27 protein-coding genes and 1 pseudogene are annotated in these 19901 nt (G+C 70.7%); 15 read left to right on the top strand and 13 right to left on the bottom strand.

The window, feature by feature from the left end; all coding sequences use genetic code 11:
* Positions 1-5: 5 nt before the first annotated feature.
* From AC3RXY_RS02375 to AC3RXY_RS02360, 4 genes are all read right to left on the bottom strand, one after another.
* Positions 6-1112: an ABC transporter ATP-binding protein gene (locus tag AC3RXY_RS02375; protein WP_491509273.1), complete on the bottom strand. Its 1107-nt coding sequence runs from the start codon at positions 1110-1112 to the stop codon at positions 6-8.
* Positions 1109-1897 carry a molybdate ABC transporter permease subunit gene (locus AC3RXY_RS02370; RefSeq protein WP_491509272.1) on the bottom strand — a complete coding sequence of 263 codons (789 nt, stop codon included), beginning with the start codon at positions 1895-1897 and terminating at the stop codon, positions 1109-1111. Before AC3RXY_RS02370 ends, AC3RXY_RS02375 begins: the two co-directional genes overlap by 4 nt.
* 8 nt (positions 1898-1905) lie before the next feature.
* A complete protein-coding gene (gene modA / locus AC3RXY_RS02365; RefSeq protein WP_491509271.1) occupies positions 1906-2721 on the bottom strand; it encodes a molybdate ABC transporter substrate-binding protein in 816 nt (271 codons plus the stop codon).
* A 61-nt stretch (positions 2722-2782) separates the two neighbouring features.
* Positions 2783-3196: a TOBE domain-containing protein gene (locus AC3RXY_RS02360; protein WP_491509270.1), complete on the bottom strand. Its 414-nt coding sequence runs from the start codon at positions 3194-3196 to the stop codon at positions 2783-2785.
* 178 nt (positions 3197-3374) lie between these two features.
* Here AC3RXY_RS02360 and AC3RXY_RS02355 point away from each other — a divergent pair, with 178 nt between their 5' ends.
* Genes AC3RXY_RS02355 through AC3RXY_RS02330 form a run of 6 tightly spaced genes read left to right on the top strand, consistent with a single transcriptional unit; the run spans position 3375 to position 7228 of the window.
* On the top strand, positions 3375-4478 hold the full coding sequence (locus AC3RXY_RS02355) for a ThiF family adenylyltransferase (RefSeq protein ID WP_491509269.1): 1104 nt from the start codon (positions 3375-3377) through the stop codon (positions 4476-4478).
* Positions 4475-5701 (top strand): molybdopterin molybdotransferase MoeA, encoded by a 1227-nt coding sequence (locus tag AC3RXY_RS02350; RefSeq protein WP_491509268.1) that lies wholly within the window; start codon positions 4475-4477, stop codon positions 5699-5701. The genes AC3RXY_RS02355 and AC3RXY_RS02350 overlap by 4 nt, the downstream gene beginning before the upstream one ends.
* Positions 5698-6168, top strand: a complete 471-nt coding sequence (moaC, locus tag AC3RXY_RS02345) for a cyclic pyranopterin monophosphate synthase MoaC (protein ID WP_491509267.1) — start codon at positions 5698-5700, stop codon at positions 6166-6168. The genes AC3RXY_RS02350 and moaC overlap by 4 nt, the downstream gene beginning before the upstream one ends.
* Positions 6161-6763, top strand: coding sequence for a molybdenum cofactor guanylyltransferase (gene mobA, locus AC3RXY_RS02340; protein WP_491509266.1), 603 nt, complete (start codon positions 6161-6163; stop codon positions 6761-6763). The genes moaC and mobA overlap by 8 nt, the downstream gene beginning before the upstream one ends.
* The gene (locus tag AC3RXY_RS02335) at positions 6753-6998 is read left to right on the top strand and encodes a DUF6457 domain-containing protein (protein ID WP_491509265.1); all 246 of its coding nucleotides are present in this window, start codon (positions 6753-6755) and stop codon (positions 6996-6998) included. Before mobA ends, AC3RXY_RS02335 begins: the two co-directional genes overlap by 11 nt.
* Positions 6995-7228, top strand: coding sequence for a MoaD/ThiS family protein (locus AC3RXY_RS02330; protein ID WP_491509264.1), 234 nt, complete (start codon positions 6995-6997; stop codon positions 7226-7228). Before AC3RXY_RS02335 ends, AC3RXY_RS02330 begins: the two co-directional genes overlap by 4 nt.
* An 11-nt stretch (positions 7229-7239) precedes the next feature.
* On the opposite strand, the gene AC3RXY_RS02325 is transcribed toward AC3RXY_RS02330, so the two are convergent.
* The 4 genes from AC3RXY_RS02325 to AC3RXY_RS02310 form a co-directional block, all read right to left on the bottom strand.
* Positions 7240-7668, bottom strand: a complete 429-nt coding sequence (locus tag AC3RXY_RS02325) for a molybdenum cofactor biosynthesis protein MoaE (RefSeq protein WP_491509263.1) — start codon at positions 7666-7668, stop codon at positions 7240-7242.
* Entirely contained in the window at positions 7665-8165 is a 501-nt protein-coding gene (locus tag AC3RXY_RS02320; RefSeq protein ID WP_491509262.1) for a MogA/MoaB family molybdenum cofactor biosynthesis protein, read from the bottom strand. The genes AC3RXY_RS02325 and AC3RXY_RS02320 overlap by 4 nt, the downstream gene beginning before the upstream one ends.
* A 75-nt stretch (positions 8166-8240) precedes the next feature.
* Positions 8241-9131 (bottom strand): NAD(+)/NADH kinase, encoded by an 891-nt coding sequence (locus AC3RXY_RS02315; protein WP_491509261.1) that lies wholly within the window; start codon positions 9129-9131, stop codon positions 8241-8243.
* A gap of 1 nt (position 9132) precedes the next feature.
* Positions 9133-10146: an SPFH domain-containing protein gene (locus tag AC3RXY_RS02310; protein WP_491509260.1), complete on the bottom strand. Its 1014-nt coding sequence runs from the start codon at positions 10144-10146 to the stop codon at positions 9133-9135.
* Between the two features lie 101 nt (positions 10147-10247).
* Here AC3RXY_RS02310 and AC3RXY_RS02305 point away from each other — a divergent pair, with 101 nt between their 5' ends.
* The 4 genes from AC3RXY_RS02305 (at position 10248) to AC3RXY_RS02290 (ending at position 13925) form a co-directional block, all read left to right on the top strand.
* Positions 10248-10934 carry an NUDIX hydrolase gene (locus AC3RXY_RS02305; RefSeq protein WP_491509259.1) on the top strand — a complete coding sequence of 229 codons (687 nt, stop codon included), beginning with the start codon at positions 10248-10250 and terminating at the stop codon, positions 10932-10934.
* A gap of 192 nt (positions 10935-11126) precedes the next feature.
* A complete protein-coding gene (locus AC3RXY_RS02300; RefSeq protein WP_491509258.1) occupies positions 11127-12512 on the top strand; it encodes a glycine--tRNA ligase in 1386 nt (461 codons plus the stop codon).
* 148 nt (positions 12513-12660) lie between these two features.
* Entirely contained in the window at positions 12661-13407 is a 747-nt protein-coding gene (locus tag AC3RXY_RS02295) for a hypothetical protein (RefSeq protein ID WP_491509257.1), read from the top strand.
* Positions 13404-13925, top strand: coding sequence for a hypothetical protein (locus tag AC3RXY_RS02290; RefSeq protein ID WP_491509256.1), 522 nt, complete (start codon positions 13404-13406; stop codon positions 13923-13925). The genes AC3RXY_RS02295 and AC3RXY_RS02290 overlap by 4 nt, the downstream gene beginning before the upstream one ends.
* A gap of 43 nt (positions 13926-13968) precedes the next feature.
* Here AC3RXY_RS02290 and AC3RXY_RS02285 read toward each other — a convergent pair whose 3' ends face one another.
* Positions 13969-14541 (bottom strand): HhH-GPD-type base excision DNA repair protein, encoded by a 573-nt coding sequence (locus AC3RXY_RS02285; protein ID WP_491509255.1) that lies wholly within the window; start codon positions 14539-14541, stop codon positions 13969-13971.
* 461 nt (positions 14542-15002) lie between these two features.
* On the opposite strand from AC3RXY_RS02285, the gene AC3RXY_RS02280 reads away from it, so the two are divergent.
* Together AC3RXY_RS02280 and AC3RXY_RS02275 are read left to right on the top strand one after the other, a co-directional pair.
* On the top strand, positions 15003-15446 hold the full coding sequence (locus tag AC3RXY_RS02280) for a helix-turn-helix domain-containing protein (RefSeq protein ID WP_491509254.1): 444 nt from the start codon (positions 15003-15005) through the stop codon (positions 15444-15446).
* The gene (locus AC3RXY_RS02275) at positions 15443-15793 is read left to right on the top strand and encodes a HepT-like ribonuclease domain-containing protein (RefSeq protein WP_491509253.1); all 351 of its coding nucleotides are present in this window, start codon (positions 15443-15445) and stop codon (positions 15791-15793) included. Before AC3RXY_RS02280 ends, AC3RXY_RS02275 begins: the two co-directional genes overlap by 4 nt.
* 38 nt (positions 15794-15831) lie before the next feature.
* Here AC3RXY_RS02275 and AC3RXY_RS02270 read toward each other — a convergent pair.
* From AC3RXY_RS02270 to AC3RXY_RS02255, 4 genes and pseudogenes are all read right to left on the bottom strand, one after another.
* Positions 15832-15927, bottom strand: a pseudogene (locus AC3RXY_RS02270) (HhH-GPD-type base excision DNA repair protein); the annotation flags it as partial.
* A gap of 4 nt (positions 15928-15931) precedes the next feature.
* Positions 15932-16678, bottom strand: a complete 747-nt coding sequence (locus tag AC3RXY_RS02265) for a phosphotransferase (RefSeq protein WP_491509252.1) — start codon at positions 16676-16678, stop codon at positions 15932-15934.
* A gap of 35 nt (positions 16679-16713) precedes the next feature.
* Positions 16714-16965 (bottom strand): type II toxin-antitoxin system RelE family toxin, encoded by a 252-nt coding sequence (locus AC3RXY_RS02260; protein ID WP_491509251.1) that lies wholly within the window; start codon positions 16963-16965, stop codon positions 16714-16716.
* 9 nt (positions 16966-16974) lie between these two features.
* The gene (locus AC3RXY_RS02255) at positions 16975-17223 is read right to left on the bottom strand and encodes a type II toxin-antitoxin system Phd/YefM family antitoxin (RefSeq protein ID WP_491509250.1); all 249 of its coding nucleotides are present in this window, start codon (positions 17221-17223) and stop codon (positions 16975-16977) included.
* Between the two features lie 217 nt (positions 17224-17440).
* Between AC3RXY_RS02255 and AC3RXY_RS02250 the strand changes: the two genes are divergently transcribed.
* From AC3RXY_RS02250 to AC3RXY_RS02240, 3 genes are all read left to right on the top strand, one after another.
* Positions 17441-17848, top strand: coding sequence for a GNAT family N-acetyltransferase (locus AC3RXY_RS02250; protein WP_491509249.1), 408 nt, complete (start codon positions 17441-17443; stop codon positions 17846-17848).
* A gap of 152 nt (positions 17849-18000) precedes the next feature.
* Positions 18001-18291 (top strand): DUF1330 domain-containing protein, encoded by a 291-nt coding sequence (locus tag AC3RXY_RS02245; RefSeq protein WP_491509248.1) that lies wholly within the window; start codon positions 18001-18003, stop codon positions 18289-18291.
* A complete protein-coding gene (locus AC3RXY_RS02240; protein ID WP_491509247.1) occupies positions 18292-19827 on the top strand; it encodes a protoporphyrinogen/coproporphyrinogen oxidase in 1536 nt (511 codons plus the stop codon).
* The last annotated feature ends 74 nt before the right edge of the window (positions 19828-19901 follow it).

Genomic DNA, 19901 nt, shown 5'->3' with positions numbered 1-19901 from the left:
GGCGGTCAGGGCAGCGGTCGCACGACGAGCGGAGCGGCGTCGATCCACAGCTCGGTTCCCGGCGCGATGCCCTCGCCGAGGTCTGCCTCGTGGGCCGCGAGGCCGTCGAGGGCGAACTCCGTCGCCAGTGCGCTGGTGCGCGCGCTCTCCGTGGCGACCGAGATTCCGATGCGCACGGTGCCCGCGCGCGCCGATACCGAGTCCACCATCCCCCGCAGCACCCCCGGATGGGAGGCCGTGGCGAGCGAGACGCCTTCGGGTGCCACGATCCCGAACGCTCGTTCTCCCGCGACCACGTCGATGCCCGGTGCGGCGATCGCGGCCTGTCCGACACGCAGCGTCCGGCCGTCCCACGTGCCGTGCAGCACCCCGAATCCCGCGAGCTGCGCGGTGAACGGATGCCGCGGCTCCCGGGCGAGCATCGCGGGCGACCCGGTCTCGACCACACGGCCACGCTCGATCACCAGGCATGCGTCCGACCACTGCCACGCGTCGGCGAAGTCATGGGTGACGACGATGCTGGTGGTGCCGGTGCGGTCGAGCTCGTCGCGCACGATCGCGCGCACGGCCGGGGCGGATGCGGCATCGACCGCGGCGAGGGGTTCGTCCATGAGCAGCACGTCGGGGGCGGCGGCGAAGGCGCGGGCGATGGCGACGCGCTGCTGCTGCCCGCCGGAGAGCTCGTGCGGCTTGGCCGCGGAGCGCTGTTCGAGACCGAACCGGGCAAGCCACTCCTGCGCGATCGCGTCGGCCTCGCGTCGGCTGCGGCCCTGTGACCGCGGCCCGAATGCCACATTGCCCGCGATCGTGAGGTGGGGGAACAGGCGCGGCTTCTGGTCGAGAAGCGTGATGCGGCGCTGCTCGGCGGGCAGGCGCACGCGGTCGTCTTCGAGAACGCGCTCGACGGAGCCGTCGCCGAGGGCGATCCGTCCGGAGCTGAGGGGGAGGAGGCCGGCGAGGGCGAGCAGCAGCGTCGACTTGCCGGAGCCGTTGGGGCCGAGCACCGCGAGGCTCTCGCCGCGCGGAACGGAGAACGACGCCGCGACGCGGAACGTGCCGCGCGTGACGGTGATGTCATCGGCGCGCAGGCCGGCGGCGGGGGAGGTGTTCACCGGACCGCATCCTCTCGCCACGACCGCAGCCCGACGATGATGACGGTCGCGCTCACCAGCAGGAGCAGGGAGAGAGCGACGGCGGAGTCCTGCGTCACGCCGACGCCGTTGAAGGCGGTGTAGATGGCCAGCGGCATCGTGCGGGTGATGCCCGCGGAGTTGCCGGCGAACAGCGCGGTCGCCCCGAACTCGCCGAGGGCGCGCGTGAAGCACAGCGCCGTTCCGGCGGCGAGGCCGGGGAGGATCAGCGGCATCGTGATCCGCGTGAGCACGCGCCACGGCGATGCGCCGAGGGAGGCGGCGATCTGCTCGTGACCGGTGCCGGAGGTGCGCAGCGTTCCCTCCAGGGTGATCACGAGGAACGGCATCGCGACGAAGGCCTGGGCGATCACGACTGCCGCCGTGGTGTAGGGCAGGCTGAAGCCGGTCGCGTCGAAGATGGGCTTGCCGACCAGCCCGGATCGACCGAGGAGCGACAGCAGAGCGAGGCCGCCGACCATCGGGGGCAGCACGAGCGGGATGAGCACGATCGTGCGCAGGACGGCGGCGATCCGGGCGGGAGCGCGTGCGATCACCACAGCGAGGGGCAGGCCGACGATCAGGCAGATGACGGTGGCGACCGCCGCGGTGCCCAGCGACAGGGCCAGGGCGGAGATCGCGGCGGGCGAGGTGAGGTCGGCGCCCAGCGTTGACCAGTTGACCCGCGAGACGAGACCCACGATGGGCAGCACCAGCAGGCCGATACCTGCCCATGCTGCCCATCGGAGGCCGCGGGGGAGTGACATCCTCCTGCTTAGGGGGCGCCGAAGCCGTGCGCGGCGAGGATGGCCTGGCCCTCGGCGGAGAGCACGAACTCGACGAACGCCGCGGCAGCGGTGGGCGAGACGGCGTTCTCGGCGACGACGATCGGGTAGCGGTTGATCGCGACGTCCGCGTTGGACGGGGTGATGCCCTCCACGCCCCCGTCGGTCGAGGCGACGTCGGTCAGATAGACCAGCCCGGCGTCGGCCTCCCCGCTCTCCACGCGCTGGAGCACGGTGGTGACGTTGGTCTCCTCGCTGACCGGGGTCACGGTGACGCCGGCGTCGTCGAGGAGCTTGTGGGACGCGTTGCCGCAGGGCACCTCGACGGCGCACAGCACGACGACATTGGCCGGGTCTGCGAGGTCTGCGAGGTCGGCGATGCCCTTCGGGTTGCCGGGAGCCACCGCGATCTGCAGGGTGTTCACCGCGAACAGCGTCGGGTCTGCCGCCTTGCCGGCGTCGAGGACGGGCTGGATGCTCGGCTCGTTGGCGAAGGCGATCACGTCGACGTCTGCGCCGTCGATGATCTGGGTGGCCAGGGCCTGCGAGCCGTCATAGACGATCGGGGCGACGGTGTACTCGGGGTGCTCGGCGGTGAAGGCCGTCGCGAGCTCGTCGAAAGACGCCTGCAGCGATGCGGCGGCGAAGACGATGACCGGCTCCTCGACGGGCGTGACGGCCTCCGTCGTCTCGGCCGGTGCGGCGGTGTCGGTCGCGGCGGGCTCGGGGGTGCTGCTGGAGCAGCCGGTGAGTGCGAGGGTGGCCAGCAGGATGCCGGCTCCGATCGTGGTCAGAGTTTTCCTCATGGTGTCCTCTCGGTGTGCGGGATGCCGCGGGCTCCTGGTCCGGGGCGGGGAGGCGGACGCGTTAGCGGCGCCGGTCGGCGGGATTCGGGGTCTCGACGATGACCGTGGTGGCCTTGACGACGGCGGTCGCCGCGGACCCCACCTCGAGTCCGAGTTCGCGCACGGCCTCGCTCGACATCAGCGAGACCACACGGTGCGGGCCGCACTGCATCTCGACCTGTGCCATGACGGTGTCGGCGATGACGTTCGTGACGATCCCGACGAAGCGATTGCGGGCGCTCGAGGCATGCGCGGCCGGGTCTTCCGGATGTGCGGCGATCTCTCGCACGCGCCGGGCGAGGTCCGCGCCGTCGACCACACTGCGGCCGGCGGCATCTGCGCTCGCGGTGAGGTGGCCCTGGTCGACCCAGCGGCGCACGGTGTCGTCGCTGACCCCCAGCAGCCGAGCTGCTTCGCTGATCCGGAAGGTCGTCACGCGGGCCAGGCTATCACCGCAAATGCGGACTTTATCGGTCGGTCGACACGTACATGCGTATAGTTTCTGCGCGTTCGCCGAGCCCGTGTCCTCCCCCTACGGTGCCGGCCGGAGCGGACCAGGACGCCGGACCGCGCTGCAGGGGCCGCCGCCGATGTCGGGAGGCTAGCGTGGAGGCATGCCCTTCCCGCCCCTCGTCGACCCCGCGGCCGCGCTGCCGCCGGGTGAGCGCGAGCGCACATCCCGCCAGTGGCGGCTGCCGGAGTTCGGCGAGCTCGCACAGCGCCGGCTGCACGCCGCCCGTGTCGCGGTGCTCGGTGCGGGCGGCATCGGGTCCCCCGTCCTGCTCTATCTGGCGGCGGCCGGGGTCGGCACGATCGGCATCATCGACTGCGACACGGTGGACGGCTCGAACCTGCAGCGCCAGGTGGTGTTCGGCGTCGACGACGTCGGCGCCGCCAAAGCCGGCGTCGCCGCCGCGCGGGTGCGCTCCCTGTCGCCGCACACCCGCGTCGCCGAGCACCGGGAACGCCTCACCGCCGACAACGCCGAGACGATCCTCGGCGGCTACGACCTCGTGATCGACGGCAGCGACTCCTTCGACACGCGCTACGTGATCTCCGACGCCACCGCCGCGCTCGGCATCCCGCTGGTGTGGGGTTCCGTGCTGCGGTTCGACGCGCAGGTGACGGTGTTCTGGTCGATGCCACCGCGCGGCGCGGGCATCGTGCTGCGCGACGTCTTCCCGGTGGCGCCGGCACCCGGCGAGGTGCCGTCGTGCGCGGAGGCCGGCGTTCTCGGTCCGCTGTGCGGTCAGGTCGGCGCTTTGCTCGTGGCGGAGGCCATCAAGCTCATCACCGGAACCGGTGACGTGCTCGTCGGGCGGATGCTGGTGGTCGACGCCCTCGCCGCGCGCACCAGGGAGGTGCCGCTCGTGCCCGCCGCCGCGGCGGCGCCGGCCGGTCAGCATGACCGCACGCGAGAGCCGGCTTTCCCGGCCGTGGCTTTCGCCGACATTCCTGCCGCGCTCGCCGCGGGTGCCGTGCTGCTCGATGTGCGGGACCCCGGCGAGTTCGCCGCGGGGACGATCCCCGGCGCGCGCTCGGCGCCGCTCGGCACGATCGAAGAGACGGGTATCGACGGCCCTGTTGTGCTGTTCTGTCAGCAGGGGCCGCGGGCACGGGTGGCGGCGCAGCGCCTGCGTGCCCGGCAGCCGGAAGCCGACATCCGCCTGCTGCGCGGCGGATACGCCGCATGGCAGCACGAACAGGAGGACGCATGATCACCATCGCTCAGCACCGGGAGCGCATCCTCGCCGCCGCCGCGCCGCTCGCTGTCGTCGACGTGCCGCTCGCCGATGCGCTCGGGCGGGTGCTCGCCGATGATGTGGCCAGCCGCTGGCCGGTGCCGCTGTTCGACAACTCCGCGATGGACGGCTACGCCGTCCGGCGGGAGGACGCGGTGTCCGGTGCGGTGCTGCGCGTGGTCGCCGACATCGCCGCCGGATCTGCGGAGGATCCCTCACTCGGCCCCGGCGAGGCCGCGCGCATCATGACCGGAGCGCCCGTGCCGACGGATGCCGACGCGATCGTCCCGCTGGAGCAGACCGACCTCGGCACCGCGATCGGCCGCACTCCGCCGGAGCGCATCACCATGCTGACCCAGCCGGCGCCCGCGGCGCATATCCGCCGCCGGGGCGAGGACGCCCCGGCCGGAACGGTGAGCGTGCCGGCCGGCAGTGTCCTGGGCGCGTGGCAGCTGTCATCGATCGCATCGGCCGGGCACGACCGCGTGCGGGTTCACCGGGCTCCGCGGGTGGCCGTGGTCTCCACGGGCACCGAGCTGATCTCGCCGGCCGAGACCCCGGAACGCGGCCAGATCCCGGAGTCGAACTCGGTGCTGCTGGCGTCGCTGCTGCGGGAGATCGGTGCGGAGGTCGCTGGCATCCACGTCGTGACCGACGACGAGGAGGAGCTGCGCGCGTGCCTGGCGTCGATCGACGCCGACGCGGTGATCCTCTCCGGTGGCGCGAGCGTCGGCGCCTTCGACGTCGTGCGCGGTGTTCTCGAGGACGATCCGTCGGACGAACGCTCCGCCCGCTTCGACCGGGTCGCGATGCAGCCGGGCAAGCCGCAGGGGTTCGGGGTCGCCGCCGACGGGACGCTGCTGTTCTGCCTGCCGGGCAACCCGGTGAGCGTCGCTGTCTCGTTCGAGATGTTCGTGCGCCCTGCGCTGCTCACCCTCGCCGGCCACCGGGAGTGGGAGCGCCCGGTCGTCGTGCGCACGGCGGCTGCGTCGTGGAGCTGTCCGCCCGGGCGAGTGCAGGTGATGCCCGCGCTCGTGGTGGACGACACCGTGCGCCCGGCGACGGCGGGCGGCAGCGGGTCTCACCTGGTGAGCTCCCTCGCGGTCGCACGGCACTTCGCTGTCGTCCCCGCCGAGGTCGAGCGGGTCGAGGCAGGGGATCCGGTCGACGTGATCGTGCTCGGAGGTGCGGCGCTGTGAGCTTCACGCATCTGGACGACGCCGGGCACGCCCGCATGGTCGACGTCACCGAGAAACAGCCCACCGTGCGCAGTGCCACCGCGGCCGGGTTCGTGCGATGCGCTCCGGCGGTGGTGGCCGCGCTGCGCGAGGGCACGGTGCCCAAGGGCGACGTGCTCGCGGTCGCGCGCATCTCCGGCATCCAGGCCGCCAAGCGCGTGCCGGATCTGCTGCCGCTGGCCCACGTGATCGGCGTGCACGGCGCGACCGTCGATCTGGCCATCACCGCGGAGGGCGTTGAGGTCGAGGCGACCGTGCGCACCGCCGACCGGACGGGGGTGGAGATGGAGGCGCTCACCGCCGTGAGCGTGGCGGCCCTCGCTCTCGTCGACATGGTCAAGGGCATGGACAAGTCGACCTCCATCGAGAGCATCCGCCTGCTGCGCAAGACCGGCGGGAAAAGCGGCGACTGGGTGCGGGATGACTGACCGGACGGCCGGGGCGCGCGAGACGGCGGCGATCATCGTCGCCGGCGGACGTGCGGCGCGTCTGGGCGGCGCGGACAAGGCCTCCGTTCCGGTGGGTGACCGTGCGCTCATAGACCACGCGCTCGCGGCCGTGGCCGGATGCCGTCCGGTCGTCGTCGTGGGGCCGGAGCACCTCGCACGCCCCGGCGTCACGGTCGTCCGGGAGGAGCCCCCGTTCGGCGGCCCTGTCGCGGGTCTCGCCGCCGGGCTCGCGGCACTGCCCCCCGATGCGGAGGAGACCTGGGTGCTGGCGTGCGACCTGCCGCGCGCCGAGGCGCTCGTGGCGCGGCTCGCGCCCGTCGCGATCCCGGCCGGAGCGGACGCCATGGTCGCCGTCGACGCCGAGCAGCAACCCCAGTGGCTCGCCGGTCGCTACCGCACCGCCGCCCTGCGCTCCGCGCTGGCCGCGCTGCCGTCGGCGGAGAACGCCGCGATGCGGCGCCTCATGAGCGCCCTCGCCTGGCAGCCGGTGCCGGACGGGGGCGACGCGATCGACCTGGACACCTGGGAGGCGATCGAGGACTATCGAGAAGGAGATGATCACGATGACCGATGAGAAGCGCGTCGATCTCGATGCGTGGACGACGCTGCTCGCCGAGGAGCTGGGAATCGACCCCGGCCCCGTTCCCGTGCGGGAACTGCTCGAGCTCACCCGCGACGCCGCCCACGGGGTGACCAGGCCGGCCGGTCCGCTGACGACCTACCTGATCGGGCTCGCGATGGCCGACGGGATGTCGATCGACCATGCGGCAGAGCGCGCTCGTGCGGCCGTGCAGAGGTGGGAGCCGTGAGGGTGCGGTTCTTCGCCGGCGCCGCAGAGGCGGCCGGGCGTGAGGAGCAGATCCTGACCGGGCCCGTGGACGTCGCGGCCCTGCGCGCTGCGCTCGCCGCCGAGCATGGTCCGGAGTTCGCCGCGGTGCTCGCGCGGTGCTCGCTGCTGGTCGACGGCACGCGCACCGACACCGGCGTCGTCGCCGACACGGCGACGGTGGATGTGCTGCCGCCGTTCGCCGGCGGATAGCTCGGACCGCGCTATCCGGCGAGCTTTCCCAGGCCGACCCAGGTGTGCGAGCCGGAGGCCTCGACCTGCTTCTTCCAGACCGGCAGCTGCGCCTTGACCTCTTCGACGAGCGCCCGGCACACCTCGAACGCGTCTGCCCGGTGCGCCGATGACACCGCGCACACGATCGCGGCCCCGCCCACATCGACCCGGCCGATGCGGTGGCTCACCGCGATGCGCAGGCCGGCGGCATCCGACCGCTCGGCGATGGTGCGCAGGACACCCGGTGCGTCGGGGTGCGCCGAATACTCCAGGTGCGTCACCGCTCCGCTCGCTCCGGGGTCGTGATCGCGCACCGTGCCGACGAACAGCGCGGCCGCCCCGGCATCCGGTGCGGAGACCGCCTCGAGATGTGCTGTCGCGTCGAGGGGGTCGGTGGTGAGGGCGGACAGCACGATCACGGCGACTCCTCCCCGGCATGGTCACGGTGACCAGCGGCCTGCCGGACGACATGCTCGGCGATGCGCAGGATGACCGGGACGCCGTCGCGCACCGCGCCGGGGGACCCGGCCAGGTTCACCACGAAGGCCTCGCCGCACAGACCCGCCAGCCCCCGCGACAGCATGGCCTGGGGCAGGTGGGCGATGCCGACCCGGCGGATCTCCTCCGCCACGCCCGGCAGCAACCGGTTTAGCAGCGGTGCTGTGGCCTCGGGGGTCACGTCGCGGGGGCCGATGCCGGTTCCTCCGGTCGTGACGACCAGGCGGGCGCCGCGTGCGATCGCGTTCCGCACGGCCCGGGCGATCGCGCCCTGCTCGTCCGGGACGACGGAGAGCGCTGTCTCCCATCCGCCGGCGGTCAGCAGGTCGACCGCCGTCGGTCCGGACACATCAGCACGCGTGCCGGCGGCCGACCGATCTGACACCGTGATCACGGCGGCGCGAAGGGGGGAGACCATCCTGTCAGTCTAGGCTTCGGGCCCCAGAGGGGGCGGGTGCTGGCCGGGCGAAGAGCCTCAACTGGCCACGGCGCCTCAACCGGCCACGGTGCGCAGCGTGCGCTCGCTCACACCCGCGGTGATCCGCTGCCCCCAGCCGAGGGTGATCCGGTCGGCCTCCATGCCGTCACCGAAGGCGACGAGCGTGTCCGACTCGACGCGAAGCGCCAGGCTGTCATCGCCCTCCAAGCCGCCGGCGATGAGGTCGGCACCGGTGCTCGGCGACGGCCACGGCTCACGCACGAACCAGACGAGGGCTGCGTCGGTCGGACTCGGCAGCGGGAGGCCGGGAGCCTGGATGCGCGCGATGGAGCGGCACCACCCCGTCGCTCCTGTTCCGGTGCCGACGATCACGCCGGACGACGACTGCCGCTCCGAGCGGCCGCCCGCCGCGATCTGGTAGCGAGCCGACTGATGCCCGGGTTGGCCGATCATGATCTCGTTCAGCGCGACGAGGCTCTGCCCGTCGTCGGTGCGCACCTCGACCATGGTGCGCTCCTGCACGGTCGCGGTGCCGCGCTGGGCGCGGGCGATCAATGCCGCGGCATCCGACGGAGCGTGGGGCACCAGCACGCCAGGGTTCCGTCCGGGATCCGGGTCGATGCCGACCACAGGCTGCCCGTGAAGGTGCTTGGCCACGTTGGCCACCAGGCCGTCCTGCCCGACCACCACGACGACATCGTCCGGTTCGAAGACGAAGCGGGTGAGCTCCGAACGTTCGACGCTTGCGCGGCGTCCGTCCACCGGGATCGCCGCGGTCACCGCCGCGAGGGCCCGGCCCAGCCGCTCGTGCCGCTCCTCGACCTCCTGCAGCGACTGGTCGCGCGCCGCGAGGTAGAAGGTGACCTGGCCGCGCGTCCCGTGCCGGGTGAGCAGCTCGGTGAGCTCGCTCGCCCGGTGGACCACGACCACCCGCGGGGCAGCCATCTCAGCGCTCCTCGGTGCCGCGGCCGCCCCCGATGCGCCCGAGCAGATCGCTCAGCAGATCGGGGGTCACGGTCAGGTGATCGATCGCGGGAAGGCTCCCGGCCAGTTCGCGCATCGCGAGGGCCATCAGCAGACCGGTCGGCACATCGCGCACGGCGTCCATGCGTGCGCGCTCGGCCGCGGCGGTCGCCTCTCCGGTGGCGCGATCCGCATCAGCCCTCGCCTGCGCCGTCACGCGGATGCGCCCCGCTTCGGCGTCGGCAGCGATCGCCGCTGCCTCGGCCGCCTGCTCGGCCTCGACCCGTGCGTTGCGCCCGCGGGTGGCGACCAGTTCCTCCTGGCGGCGGGCAAGCTCCACCTGGTTGGCGAGCTCGTTCTCGCCGATCGCTGCCTCGCGCTCGACCGCGAGGGCGCGGCGCGCGAACGTGGCCTTGTCGGCCTCCTGCTGGATGGACTCGCGCGCGGGGGTCTGCATCGCCCGCTCGACGTCAGGCTCCGCGCGCAGGAGAGCGAACCGCACGCCCACGATCTCGATGCCGAGATCGCTCAGACGCTCGTCGGCAGCGAGGATCGCGCTGGTCTGGGCGCCGAGGCGGGCGAGGTCGGTGCGCAGCGCCTGCTCAAGCGGTTGCGGGGTGAGCAGGTGCACCACAGCGGCCGTGGTCGCCCCGTGAAGGGGTGCGGCGATGGCGTCCAGGGGTTGCTCGCTCCAGAGACCGGTGCGCAGATCGACGGAGAAGTCGATGCGCCGGGCTGCGAGGGCGGGGTCCACGATGCGATAGGTGACGGTGGCCGGAGCCGACAACTGCTGGAGGTCGGCGGTGCGGAGGGTCACGAGCACGGACAGATCGCGGTCATCGAGCGGGATCTCGCTGACCGCGGCGTCGAGGGGGCGGAACCAGAACGCGGCGCCTGCACCGTCGTGGCGCACTGTGCCGCGGTGCAGGTGGCGCACGTGCATGGTCGGGGTGGCGCTCAGGTGTCGGGCGAAGGCGAGGCGGGTGATGGTTGCCATGATGTCTCCTTCTTCGTTTATGTCACTCTGACATTAAAGGTTCTCACGACTAAGTGTCAAGATGACGATAAAGGGGCCTTCTGGACGATAGGATGCGGGGCATGGGTCCGTTCTCTTTCGCGGTCGCCGTCGACCTCGTCGTGCTGACGATCCGTGATGCGGCGCTGCACGTGCTCCTGGTGGAGCGCGGCATCGATCCCTTCGCCGGGCGCTGGGCACTGCCCGGCGGGTTCGTGCTCGCTGACGAGGGCATAGAGCATGCCGCCCATCGTGAGCTCGTCGAGGAGACCGGCGTCGGGGCTGGTGTGCACCTCGAGCAGCTGCGCACCTACGGCGCCCCCGATCGTGATCCGCGGGGTCGGGTCGTGACCACGGCGTGGCTGGCGATGGCGCCGGGTCTCGGCGAGGCTGTTCCGGGGTCTGATGCCCGCTCGGCGCGGTGGTGGCCGGTCGTCGAGGTCGAGCGCGGAGCGCTGCCGCTCGCCTTCGACCACGACGTGATCCTCGCAGACGGCATCGAGCGCGCCAGGGCGAAGCTGGAGTATTCGGCGCTCGCGACGGCGTTCTGTCCTCCGGAGTTCTCGGTCGCCCAGCTGCGCGCCGTCTACGAGGCGGTCTGGGGGGTGGAGGTCGATCCGCGCAACTTCCACCGCAAGGTCACGGGTGCCGACGGCTTCATCGAGCCGATCGGCCTGACGGCGCGCGATGGCGGACGCCCGGCGCGCCTCTACCGTCGCGGCCCGGTGGGCGTGCTGCAGCCTCCGTTCACGCGTCCCGCCCAGCTCTGAGCTCCGGCCCCGGCGCGGCCAGCACCGGAACAGGCGGATGGCACCAAAGCAGGCCGCTTTCGCGGCTTGCTGCCTGTTCTCGTGTCATCTGCCTGTTTTCGGGCTTCGAGGTCGGCGGCGGGGCGCCGGGTAGGATCGGAGGTGGCGCTCGTCTCGCCGCATTCCCTTCAGCATCCGACCATTGGAGCCACCATGGCCGAACAGTCACGCCTCGACAAGGTCATCGCCCTCGCCCGTCACCGCGGGTTCGTCTTCCAAGCGGGTGAGATCTACGGCGGATCCCGTTCGGCCTGGGACTACGGTCCCCTCGGCACCGAGCTCAAGGAGAACATCCGCCGCCAGTGGTGGCAGACCTTCGTGCGCGGACGGGGCGACATGGTTGGCCTCGACTCGTCGATCATCCTTCCCAAGCGCGTGTGGGAGGCCTCGGGCCACGTGGCCACCTTCACCGACCCGCTCGTGGAGTGCCTGAGCTGCCACAAGCGTTTCCGGGCCGACAACCTCATCGAGGATTTCGAGGCACGCAAGGGCCGCAAGGCGGAGAACGGCCTCGCCGACGTGCCGTGCCCCAACTGCGGCAACAAGGGACAGTTCACCGAGCCGAAGTCGTTCTCCGGCCTGGTGAAGACCTACCTCGGCGTCGTCGACGACGAGTCCGGCCTGCACTATCTGCGCCCCGAGACCGCGCAGGGCATCTTCGTGAACTTCGCGAACGTCGTCACCGCGAGCCGCAAGAAGCCGCCGTTCGGCATCGGCCAGGTGGGCAAGGCGTTCCGCAACGAGATCACCCCGGGCAACTTCATCTTCCGCACCCGTGAGTTCGAGCAGATGGAGATCGAGTTCTTCGTGCCACCGGCCGACGCCGATGAGTGGTTCCGCCACTGGGTCGACGCGTGCTGGAACTGGTTCATCGACCTGGGCGTCAACCCGGAGAACATGCGTCAGTTCGACGTGCCCACCGATGATCGCGCGCATTACTCTGCCGGAACGATCGACGTCGAGTACCGCTTCGGCTTCCCGGGCAAGGAGTGGGGCGAGCTCATGGGCATCGCCAACCGCACAGACTACGACCTCTCCAGCCACACCGAGGCGTCCGGGCAGAGTCTGACGTACTTCGATCAGGCCTCCGGCGAGCGGTACACGCCGTTCGTGATCGAGCCGTCGTTCGGGCTCACCCGCGCGATGATGGCATTCCTCGTCGACGCCTATGTGGAGGAAGAGGTGCCCAACGCCAAGGGAGGCACCGACACCCGGACGGTGCTCAAGCTCGACCCGCGTCTCGCGCCGGTCAAGGTCGCCGTGCTCCCGCTGTCGCGCAACGAGAACCTCTCGCCGCTGGCCCGCGAGGTCGCCGAGCAGCTGCGCGGCGCGTGGACGGTCGACTTCGATGATGCGGGAGCCATCGGTCGCCGGTATCGCCGTCAGGATGAGATCGGCACGCCGTTCTGTGTGACCGTCGACTTCGACTCCCTCGACGACCGGGCCGTCACCGTGCGCGACCGCGACACGATGGCCCAGGAGCGGGTGCCCCTCGACGGCCTGCACGCGTACCTGGCTGAGCGCCTGCGCGGCGCCTGAGCATCCCGCGCCGGGGCATCCGCTCGCATCACGCGCTCGGGTGCCCCGGCGCGTGTTCCGTGGGCGGCTGACCGCACGCCTCGGGTGTCGGTCCGGCCCCCGGGCTCGGTAGGTTGACGGGCATTCGAGCGCACCGAGGGGGCGGACCATGTCGAACCGTGTCCCGGTGCGCCCGGCCTCGCCCGCCGTCACGCGCTGGACGGCGGTATTCGTGCTGCTGGGCCTGGCGGTCGCCGGCCTGCTGCTGACGGTGTCGGAACCCGGAGCGAACGACGGTGCCGCGCCGCTGATGGCGCAGTTCCTGGTGCCGGCCGTGGTGTCCGCCCTCGTCATCCAGCTGGTGATGTCGCAGCTCGCCGTCCGGCGCGCGATCTCGCCGCGGCTGCTGTGGTGGCTGCTGCTGGTGCTGCCGGTGGGCATCTGGATGTTCTTCGCGGGGGCCGTCTTCGGAGCGCCGGACTACTTCACCCCGGACGGGGAGAACCCCTGGCTGCTCGTGGTGTGGTCTCCGCTGCTCACGATTCTCGGCTATCTCGCCGGCTCCCTGGTGTGGTTCTTCCTCGTCTTCCCGATCGCGAACCTGGTGCTGGTGATCGGCCGGATCCGTCGCCGGGAGGCTACGCCGGGCGCGGTTCTCGTGCCGCTCATGCACCTCTCCCTCGGCGTGCTGATCCTGGCGTGGGCGGGCGCGATCGATCCGACGCCCTCTGGCATCATCGCCTCCCGTCGTGCGGCGATCCTGTCGTTCTTCGGGATCCCCGGTGACTACACGGTGGTGTGGGAGCCGGGCCTGTGGATCACGCGGGCGATCGTCGCGTCGATCGTGATCCTCGTGGTGGTGTCGATGCGTCGGGGACGTGCGGAGGCGCGTCGCGAGGCGGAGGCGGGTCGATGACCCTGCCGCCTGTCGACAGCCACAGCTACCGGCCGCCGTTCCGCTGGCCGGCGAGCGGGCTCGGGGAGCGGGAGCACGCGCCGGTGTCGATCGCGCGCGAGGCGGCGGTGGTGACGGTGTGCGCTGTCGTGGTGTCGGGGGTTCTGCTGCTCGTGCCCGCCGTGGTGGGAGGTGAGGGATCGCTGGCGTTCCCGCTCGCGGTGATTCTCGTGCCCGCGCTCGCCTCGGCGATCGTGATGCACCGCGTGATGGGGCTGATGAGCAGGGGGCGTCGGCCGCGTCCGGGGTTCGCGTGGTGGGTGCTCGGGGTGATGCCGGCCGGCATCCTGGCCGGTCTGGGGGTCGTGGCGCTCGTGGACCCGGCACGATTCCTCGGCGACGTGGGGCTGATGGCGGTTCCGCTCACGGTGATCCTCGTCGTCGCCGGCATCGTGATGGGGCCGCTCGGCTGGCTCCTCGTGGTCGCGCCGGTGGCCGGCCTCTGCCGGATGATCGTGCGCCGGGCGCGGCGCGACTGACGGCCTCGGCGCCGGCCGGGCCCCGTGGTCCTGACCGGGGGTGTCAGCCGGCGTTCTTCGCCGCGGCCTTTGCCGCCCGCTTGGTCTCGCGCACCTTCGTCAGGCTCTCCGGCGAGACGATATCGGCGACGGAACGGAATGCGTCCTCTTCGCCGTAGGGAGCGCAGGCCTCGCGCCAGCCGGCACCGGTGAAACCGTACTGCTTGCCGAGCAGAGCCAGGAAGATCTTCGCCTTCTGCTCTCCGAAGCCGGGCAGCTTCTTCAGGCGGCGCAGCACCTCGGCGCCGTCCGGGTCGTCCCGCGTCCACAGCGCGGCGGCGTCTCCGCCCCAGTCGTCGACGAGCACCTGGCAGAGCGTCTGCACGCGCGCCGCCATCGACCCGGGGAAGCGGTGCACCGCCGGGGTCTGTGCGAAGGCCGCGCGGAACACCTCGGGATCCGTGCGCGCGATCGCGGCCGCATCGGTTGCACCCGTGCGCTGGACGATCTTGAGAGGACCAGCGAACGCGGTCTCCATCGCGACCTGCTGGTCCAGCAGCATCCCGATGAGCAGCGCGAGCGGGTTGGTCGAGAGCAGCTCGTCGGCGGCGGTGTCTCCGGTGATGTGCAGGGCCATGCGACAAGTCTGGCACTCGGCAGTCTGCTGCAGGTGAGCCGCGGGGCCGTGATCCGGGATCCGTCTTGAGGGGATGCGAAGTCGGCACGGGTGTGATGCCGTTGATGAATCGTCGGTGCGCAGCGTGATGCTTGACGGAGGAAACGTGGAAGACCAGCGTGTACGGAGGTTGCGCCTGGTACTGCGGCTCCCCTCCATCGTTGCCATCATCGGCATCAGTGCGGCCGCCGTCTGGTTCGGGTTCGCTGCTGTCCACGCGTCCGGTGCTCAGGTGACCGCAGCGAGTGCGTTGGCGGTCGCTTTAGGCAGCGGCTGGTCGGCGGTATTCGCGACCATCAAGGCCAGGCTGAAGGCAGCGGAGGTCGTACGAGCCTCACGATTGCCATCGATGCGGGCTGGTGATGCTACCCCGCTCGGATTGCGCTCTTCCCCCGAATCCGTCGGCACGATATCATCATGATATGAGTGAGATCCTGCGCGAGTTGCGTGAGAGAGCGGGGATCAGCCAATCGCAGCTCGCGCTACGTAGCGGCGTTGCGCAGCCGAACATCGCCGCCTATGAGTCTGGGCGGCGGAAACCGTCGGCGGCAATGGTCGGCAGGTTGCAGTCGGCTATGCGTCCACTGCCACATGAGGCGCTCGAACGGCATCGTGACGAACTCAAGCAGCTCGCTGCGGGCTATGGGTTGAGCAACGTTCGTGTGTTCGGTTCGGCCGGGCAGGGCACGGACACCGTGCAGAGCGACCTCGATCTCCTCGTCACCCGCGCGTCGGACGTCGGATTGCTGACGATCGCCGAGTTTGCCCTCGCCGCCGAACAGCTGCTCGGCGTTCCTGTTGACGTGGTCACAGACGGAGGGCTCCCCGCTGATCATCCGATCCTCCGGACAGCGGTGGCCGCGTGAGAGACAGGGATGAACGGTCGCTGCGTGAGATCGTGCGGTTGTGTGACGACGGCGCGCGACTCGCCGGTCGAGGCCACGATTGGTATGTCTCGGACGATCTCAACACACCGGGACTTGCGGCCGAATCGATCATCATCAAGATCGGCGAGAACGTCGCGCGGTTGAGCGACGAAACGACCGTCGCGAACCCGCAGGTGCCCTGGTCGAGCATCAAGCGCATGCGCGATCAGCTCGCGCATCACTACGAGGCGACCGATTACGACGCGGTGTGGGCCACCATCAATGTCGATCTTCCCCGCGTGCGCGCAGCGATCGCATCGCTCCTCGGCGAAGCGCCCGATGATTGACCGCAGATCTGCACCGCTGGAACGACCTCTGGTTAGCCAACACGCTGGTCCAGCAGCATCCCGATGAGCAGCGCGAGCGGGTTCTTCGAGAGCAGGGAGTCCGCGGCGGTGTCTCCGGTGATGTGCAGCACCATGTGCTCAGTCTGCCAGCGCTTTGATCCAGAGTTCCTGGTGCGACTCGACATAGCGAGATGCTCCGGCCCAATGTGCGCCGTGACCATCTACATGCATGGACGCCCACGGCTCCCGGCCAGCGAAGGCGGCGTCTTCTAACAATGTGTGCATCGCTGCTGCTCGTCGACCCATCTCCGCCGGCAGCGCCGTTCGAGTTGCCTCGTTCGCACGGTAGCCGTCGACGAATGCGGCGAGGCCCCGAGCCGCGTCGCGCGGCGACTGACTCGGATCGTTCAGTGTGAAGGCCTGTGCCGCGTATGCCAGGTCCCACAGTCGTGTGCTGGGAGCCGCGGCATCCCAATCGATGAAGACCCAACGCTCGCCGATGATGAGGTTCCACGGCGCGAGGTCGTTGTGGCACACCAGATCGCTTCCCGGCGCAGGTATGGCGCTCTCCCACGTTGCATTATCGGGCGGTGTGAACTGTGTGCTTGCATCGTGGATGTCGCGCACGATCGATCCGACTCGCCTCAGGTCGTCGAGGGACAGAGTGCCCACATCCATGGAGCTCGTCCCGTGAATGAACTCTTGAACCGAGCGCCCGTCCTCGTCTTGTCCGAGAGGTTCGGGAGCATCCACACCAGCCGCACGAACTGCCCGGACGAATGCCGTCACGCTGGGTGTGGCGGCAGTCCATGGTTTGCGCACGGTCTCGCCGACGCGCAGGACGCGGCCGGTGGCGTTCCCGCCGGAGAGTGCATGTTCTTGCATCCTGTTGTGTGTCCGTTCAGGTGGGGGGCTCAGCGCTAGACCTCGCGACGGTGACCGATCGCCAGCACGAGGATCACACTCTCGCCATCATCGACGTCGTCGATGACGCGGCAATTGCCAACACGGATGCGCATCTCGCCGCTGCCGCCTGTGAGCTGCTTGCAACCGTGAGGTCTCGGGTCATTTGCGAGTGCGTCGATCGCAGTCAAGATGCGGTGTGCAATCCCACGATCGAGTTTTCGCAGTGCTTTGAGGGCCGACTGCGCGTAGGTGATCTGGTACGGCACGGGCCGTGACTACAGACCGAACTCAGCCATCACATCTGCGTGAGACGCGCGAGGTTCGGATTCGTTTCGCGCGGCCGCGGCGGCGCGGATATCTTCCTGATCCTCCAGGGCTTCGAGAGCCCGGTCGAAGAAGTCCGGTGACACGACAACCGCTCTCCGGCCGACGCCGCGCGACGTGATCTCGACGGGTTCACGCTGAGCCGCAGCGATGTAGGCGCTCTGACGCGCGCGGAACTCGGAGAGCGTGACAGATGCCATGGCTCAATGGTACAACTTGTACAAGATGCACACAAGAACTCGTGCCCGTTCCGTGCATGGTTACCGCATGTGCTGGTCCCGCAGCATCCCGATGAGCAGCGCGAGCGGGTTCTTCGTGAGCAGGGAGGTCTCGGCGACGTCTCCGGTGATGTGCATGCCGGCACGCATTCCGTCTCGCGCTGCGACGTCGCGTCGCCGGTGGGTCGATACTTGGTGGATGGACTACGACCTCGACGACGATCCCTCGCGGATTCAGACCGATGTGGTGTGGGGGTGGCTGTCGACCGAGGCCTATTGGGGGCGGCAGCGCAGCCGCGCCGACGTCGAGGTGCAGATCGCCGGCGCGTGGCGTGTCGTCGGTGCATATCGGAGCGACACCGGCGAGCAGGTCGGCTTCGCGCGAGCGGTGTCCGATGGCATCAACTTCGCATACCTCGCAGATGTCTTCGTGATCGAGAGCCACCGCGGCAGCGGGCTGGGCAAGCGCCTGGTGCAGCTCATGATCGATGATGGTCCAGGAGCCGGCTTCCGGTGGACGCTGTTCACCGGCGACGCGCACGGTCTGTATCAACAGTTCGGGTTCGTGGCACCGGATGACTCGGCCATGGTCCGATCCGCGCGGTGACCGAGCGAGTCGTGGCATCGCGGACGGTTCGCGGTGTACCCGGCTCAGACAGCAGCTCGGCGGCTGTGGTGTCCCCGGCGGTCGATATTCTGGGACCGGCCGCGGACAGCGGCCGCCACTCGACGCACGAAGACGCACGAAGGAGCACCCGCATGGCCAAGGGCTACTGGATCTCGATCTATCGCGCGATCAAGGACCCCGAGAAGATGGCCGCGTACGCACAGCTCGCCGCTCCGGCGGTGGCCGAGGCTGGCGGCCGGTTCATCGTCCGCGGCGTCGCTGCCGAGGTCTTCGAGCAGGGCATCGCCGAGCGGGTGGTCATCGCCGAGTTCGACAGCGTCGAGGCCGCCCTCGCGGCACGGGAGACGCCCGCCTACCGGGCGGCCCTGGACGCGCTCGGCGACGGTGTCGAGAGGGACTTCCGGATCGTCGAGGGTGTGTAGATGACAGCCGCCGGTGCGACCGAGCCCGAGCACGACCACACGCCGGAGCTCGCCGAGCGTGCGGCGGAGCGTACTGTCGTCGTCATCGGGGGCGGCATCGCTGGCCTGGTCGCGGCATGGGAGTGCGCCAAGGTCGGCATCGCCGTCACGCTCCTCGAGGCGCGGTCCGGTCTGGGGGGTGTCGTGCGCGGCGCGGACGCCGGGGGAGTGCCCATCGACGCCGGTGCGGAGTGCTTCGCAGCGCGCGGAGGTCAGGTGCGATCCCTGCTCGACGACCTCGGCCTCGCCGACCGTGTCGTCGCGCCGACCGGGCTCGGCGCATGGGTCAGCGGCATCCCCGGTGGGCCGCATGCCGCGCCGCTCCCCGCCGGGGGGCTCCTGGGCATCCCCGACAATCCCTTCGCCGACGATGTCCGGCGCGTGATCGGCTGGGGCGGTGCGTGGCGTGCCTATGTCGACCGCCTGCGCCCTCCGCTCACGATCGGTCACGAGCACAGCCTCGGTCGGCTGGTGTCCACCCGGATGGGGCAGAAAGTGCTCGAACGTCTGGTCGCACCGGTGTCCCTCGGCGTCCACGCCGTGCACCCAGACGACGTCGATCCCGACATCGCCGCACCGGGCCTGAACGCCGCGCTCACCCGAACCGGATCGCTCTCGGGGGCCGTCGCCGTGCTTCGCGGTGAGCAGGCCGGCTCCCGTCCGGGCGTTCTGGGGCTCCGCGGCGGCATGGGCCAGCTCGTCGCCGCCCTCGCCGAGCGCCTCACGACCCTCGGCGCCGTGGTGCGCACGGGCGTGACCGTCACGAGCATCGAGGCGACCGACGATGACCGCTGGCGCGTGGTCGTCGATGCTGCCGGGGCCGATCCGGAACGACCCGGTGCCGATGCCGGTGTCGATCCCGGTGCCGATCCCGGGGTGAATGCCGGGGAGGCGCCGACCGCTCTCCTCGCCGACGCGGTGATCGTCGCGGTCGACGAGCACGCCGCGCGTGCGCTCCTGACCCCGCACGCCAGCGCCCTCGGTGAGATCGAGACGGCGCCAGAAGGGCCGGTCGAGACGATCACCCTCGTGCTCGACGAACCGCGGCTGGATTCCGCTCCCCGCGGCACCGATGTCTTCCCGTTCGCCGGGTCGAGCTCTGCGACGGCGCTCATCCACATGACGGCCAAGTGGGAGTGGCTGCGCGAGACCGCCGGCGATCGCCATGTCGTGCGGGTCTCCTTCCCGGGAGAAAAGACCGCCGAGCTCGACGATGCTGCCGCGCTCGCCCTCGCGCTGCGCGAGGCCTCCGCCCTCCTCGGCCTCGACATCCCGGCCTCGTCCGTGCACGGCGTCCATCGTGCGCGCTTCATGCAGGCGCGGCCCTCGTCGTTCCGGGGCACGCCGCAGCGTCGGACGGCGGTGCGCGCGGCGGTCGGGCGTGCATCGGGGCTCGGGGTCGCGGGTGCGTGGCTGGCCGGATCGGGTCTCGCGCAGGTCGTCCCCGACGCGCGTACCGAAGCGGAACGCATTCGCCGGGCGCTGATCTGGGAGTGAGGGGCCAGCGCTGACCGCGAGATCCGGCCGCTGCGGGCCGGCTTCGCGATCAGCGGATGCCGGAATCGGAATAT

The organism is Microbacterium longlingense (assembly GCF_058349825.2).
The sequence above is the reverse complement of the archived record's forward strand: the minus strand, read 5'-3'. Positions and strand labels throughout refer to the sequence as shown.

Excerpts from the sequence above, each read along its gene's own strand:
- AC3RXY_RS02370 (WP_491509272.1), bottom strand. The coding sequence starts at position 1,897 with ATGTCACTCCCCCGCGGCCTCCGATGGGCAGCATGGGCAGGTATCGGC.
- modA (WP_491509271.1), bottom strand. The coding sequence starts at position 2,721 with ATGAGGAAAACTCTGACCACGATCGGAGCCGGCATCCTGCTGGCCACC.
- AC3RXY_RS02355 (WP_491509269.1), top strand. The coding sequence starts at position 3,375 with ATGCCCTTCCCGCCCCTCGTCGACCCCGCGGCCGCGCTGCCGCCGGGT.
- AC3RXY_RS02350 (WP_491509268.1), top strand. The coding sequence starts at position 4,475 with ATGATCACCATCGCTCAGCACCGGGAGCGCATCCTCGCCGCCGCCGCG.
- mobA (WP_491509266.1), top strand. The coding sequence starts at position 6,161 with ATGACTGACCGGACGGCCGGGGCGCGCGAGACGGCGGCGATCATCGTC.
- AC3RXY_RS02335 (WP_491509265.1), top strand. The coding sequence starts at position 6,753 with ATGACCGATGAGAAGCGCGTCGATCTCGATGCGTGGACGACGCTGCTC.
- AC3RXY_RS02320 (WP_491509262.1), bottom strand. The coding sequence starts at position 8,165 with ATGGTCTCCCCCCTTCGCGCCGCCGTGATCACGGTGTCAGATCGGTCG.
- AC3RXY_RS02315 (WP_491509261.1), bottom strand. The coding sequence starts at position 9,131 with ATGGCTGCCCCGCGGGTGGTCGTGGTCCACCGGGCGAGCGAGCTCACC.
- AC3RXY_RS02310 (WP_491509260.1), bottom strand. The coding sequence starts at position 10,146 with ATGGCAACCATCACCCGCCTCGCCTTCGCCCGACACCTGAGCGCCACC.
- AC3RXY_RS02305 (WP_491509259.1), top strand. The coding sequence starts at position 10,248 with ATGGGTCCGTTCTCTTTCGCGGTCGCCGTCGACCTCGTCGTGCTGACG.
- AC3RXY_RS02300 (WP_491509258.1), top strand. The coding sequence starts at position 11,127 with ATGGCCGAACAGTCACGCCTCGACAAGGTCATCGCCCTCGCCCGTCAC.
- AC3RXY_RS02295 (WP_491509257.1), top strand. The coding sequence starts at position 12,661 with ATGTCGAACCGTGTCCCGGTGCGCCCGGCCTCGCCCGCCGTCACGCGC.
- AC3RXY_RS02290 (WP_491509256.1), top strand. The coding sequence starts at position 13,404 with ATGACCCTGCCGCCTGTCGACAGCCACAGCTACCGGCCGCCGTTCCGC.
- AC3RXY_RS02285 (WP_491509255.1), bottom strand. The coding sequence starts at position 14,541 with ATGGCCCTGCACATCACCGGAGACACCGCCGCCGACGAGCTGCTCTCG.
- AC3RXY_RS02280 (WP_491509254.1), top strand. The coding sequence starts at position 15,003 with ATGAGTGAGATCCTGCGCGAGTTGCGTGAGAGAGCGGGGATCAGCCAA.
- AC3RXY_RS02265 (WP_491509252.1), bottom strand. The coding sequence starts at position 16,678 with ATGCAAGAACATGCACTCTCCGGCGGGAACGCCACCGGCCGCGTCCTG.
- AC3RXY_RS02255 (WP_491509250.1), bottom strand. The coding sequence starts at position 17,223 with ATGGCATCTGTCACGCTCTCCGAGTTCCGCGCGCGTCAGAGCGCCTAC.
- AC3RXY_RS02250 (WP_491509249.1), top strand. The coding sequence starts at position 17,441 with ATGGACTACGACCTCGACGACGATCCCTCGCGGATTCAGACCGATGTG.
- AC3RXY_RS02245 (WP_491509248.1), top strand. The coding sequence starts at position 18,001 with ATGGCCAAGGGCTACTGGATCTCGATCTATCGCGCGATCAAGGACCCC.
- AC3RXY_RS02240 (WP_491509247.1), top strand. The coding sequence starts at position 18,292 with ATGACAGCCGCCGGTGCGACCGAGCCCGAGCACGACCACACGCCGGAG.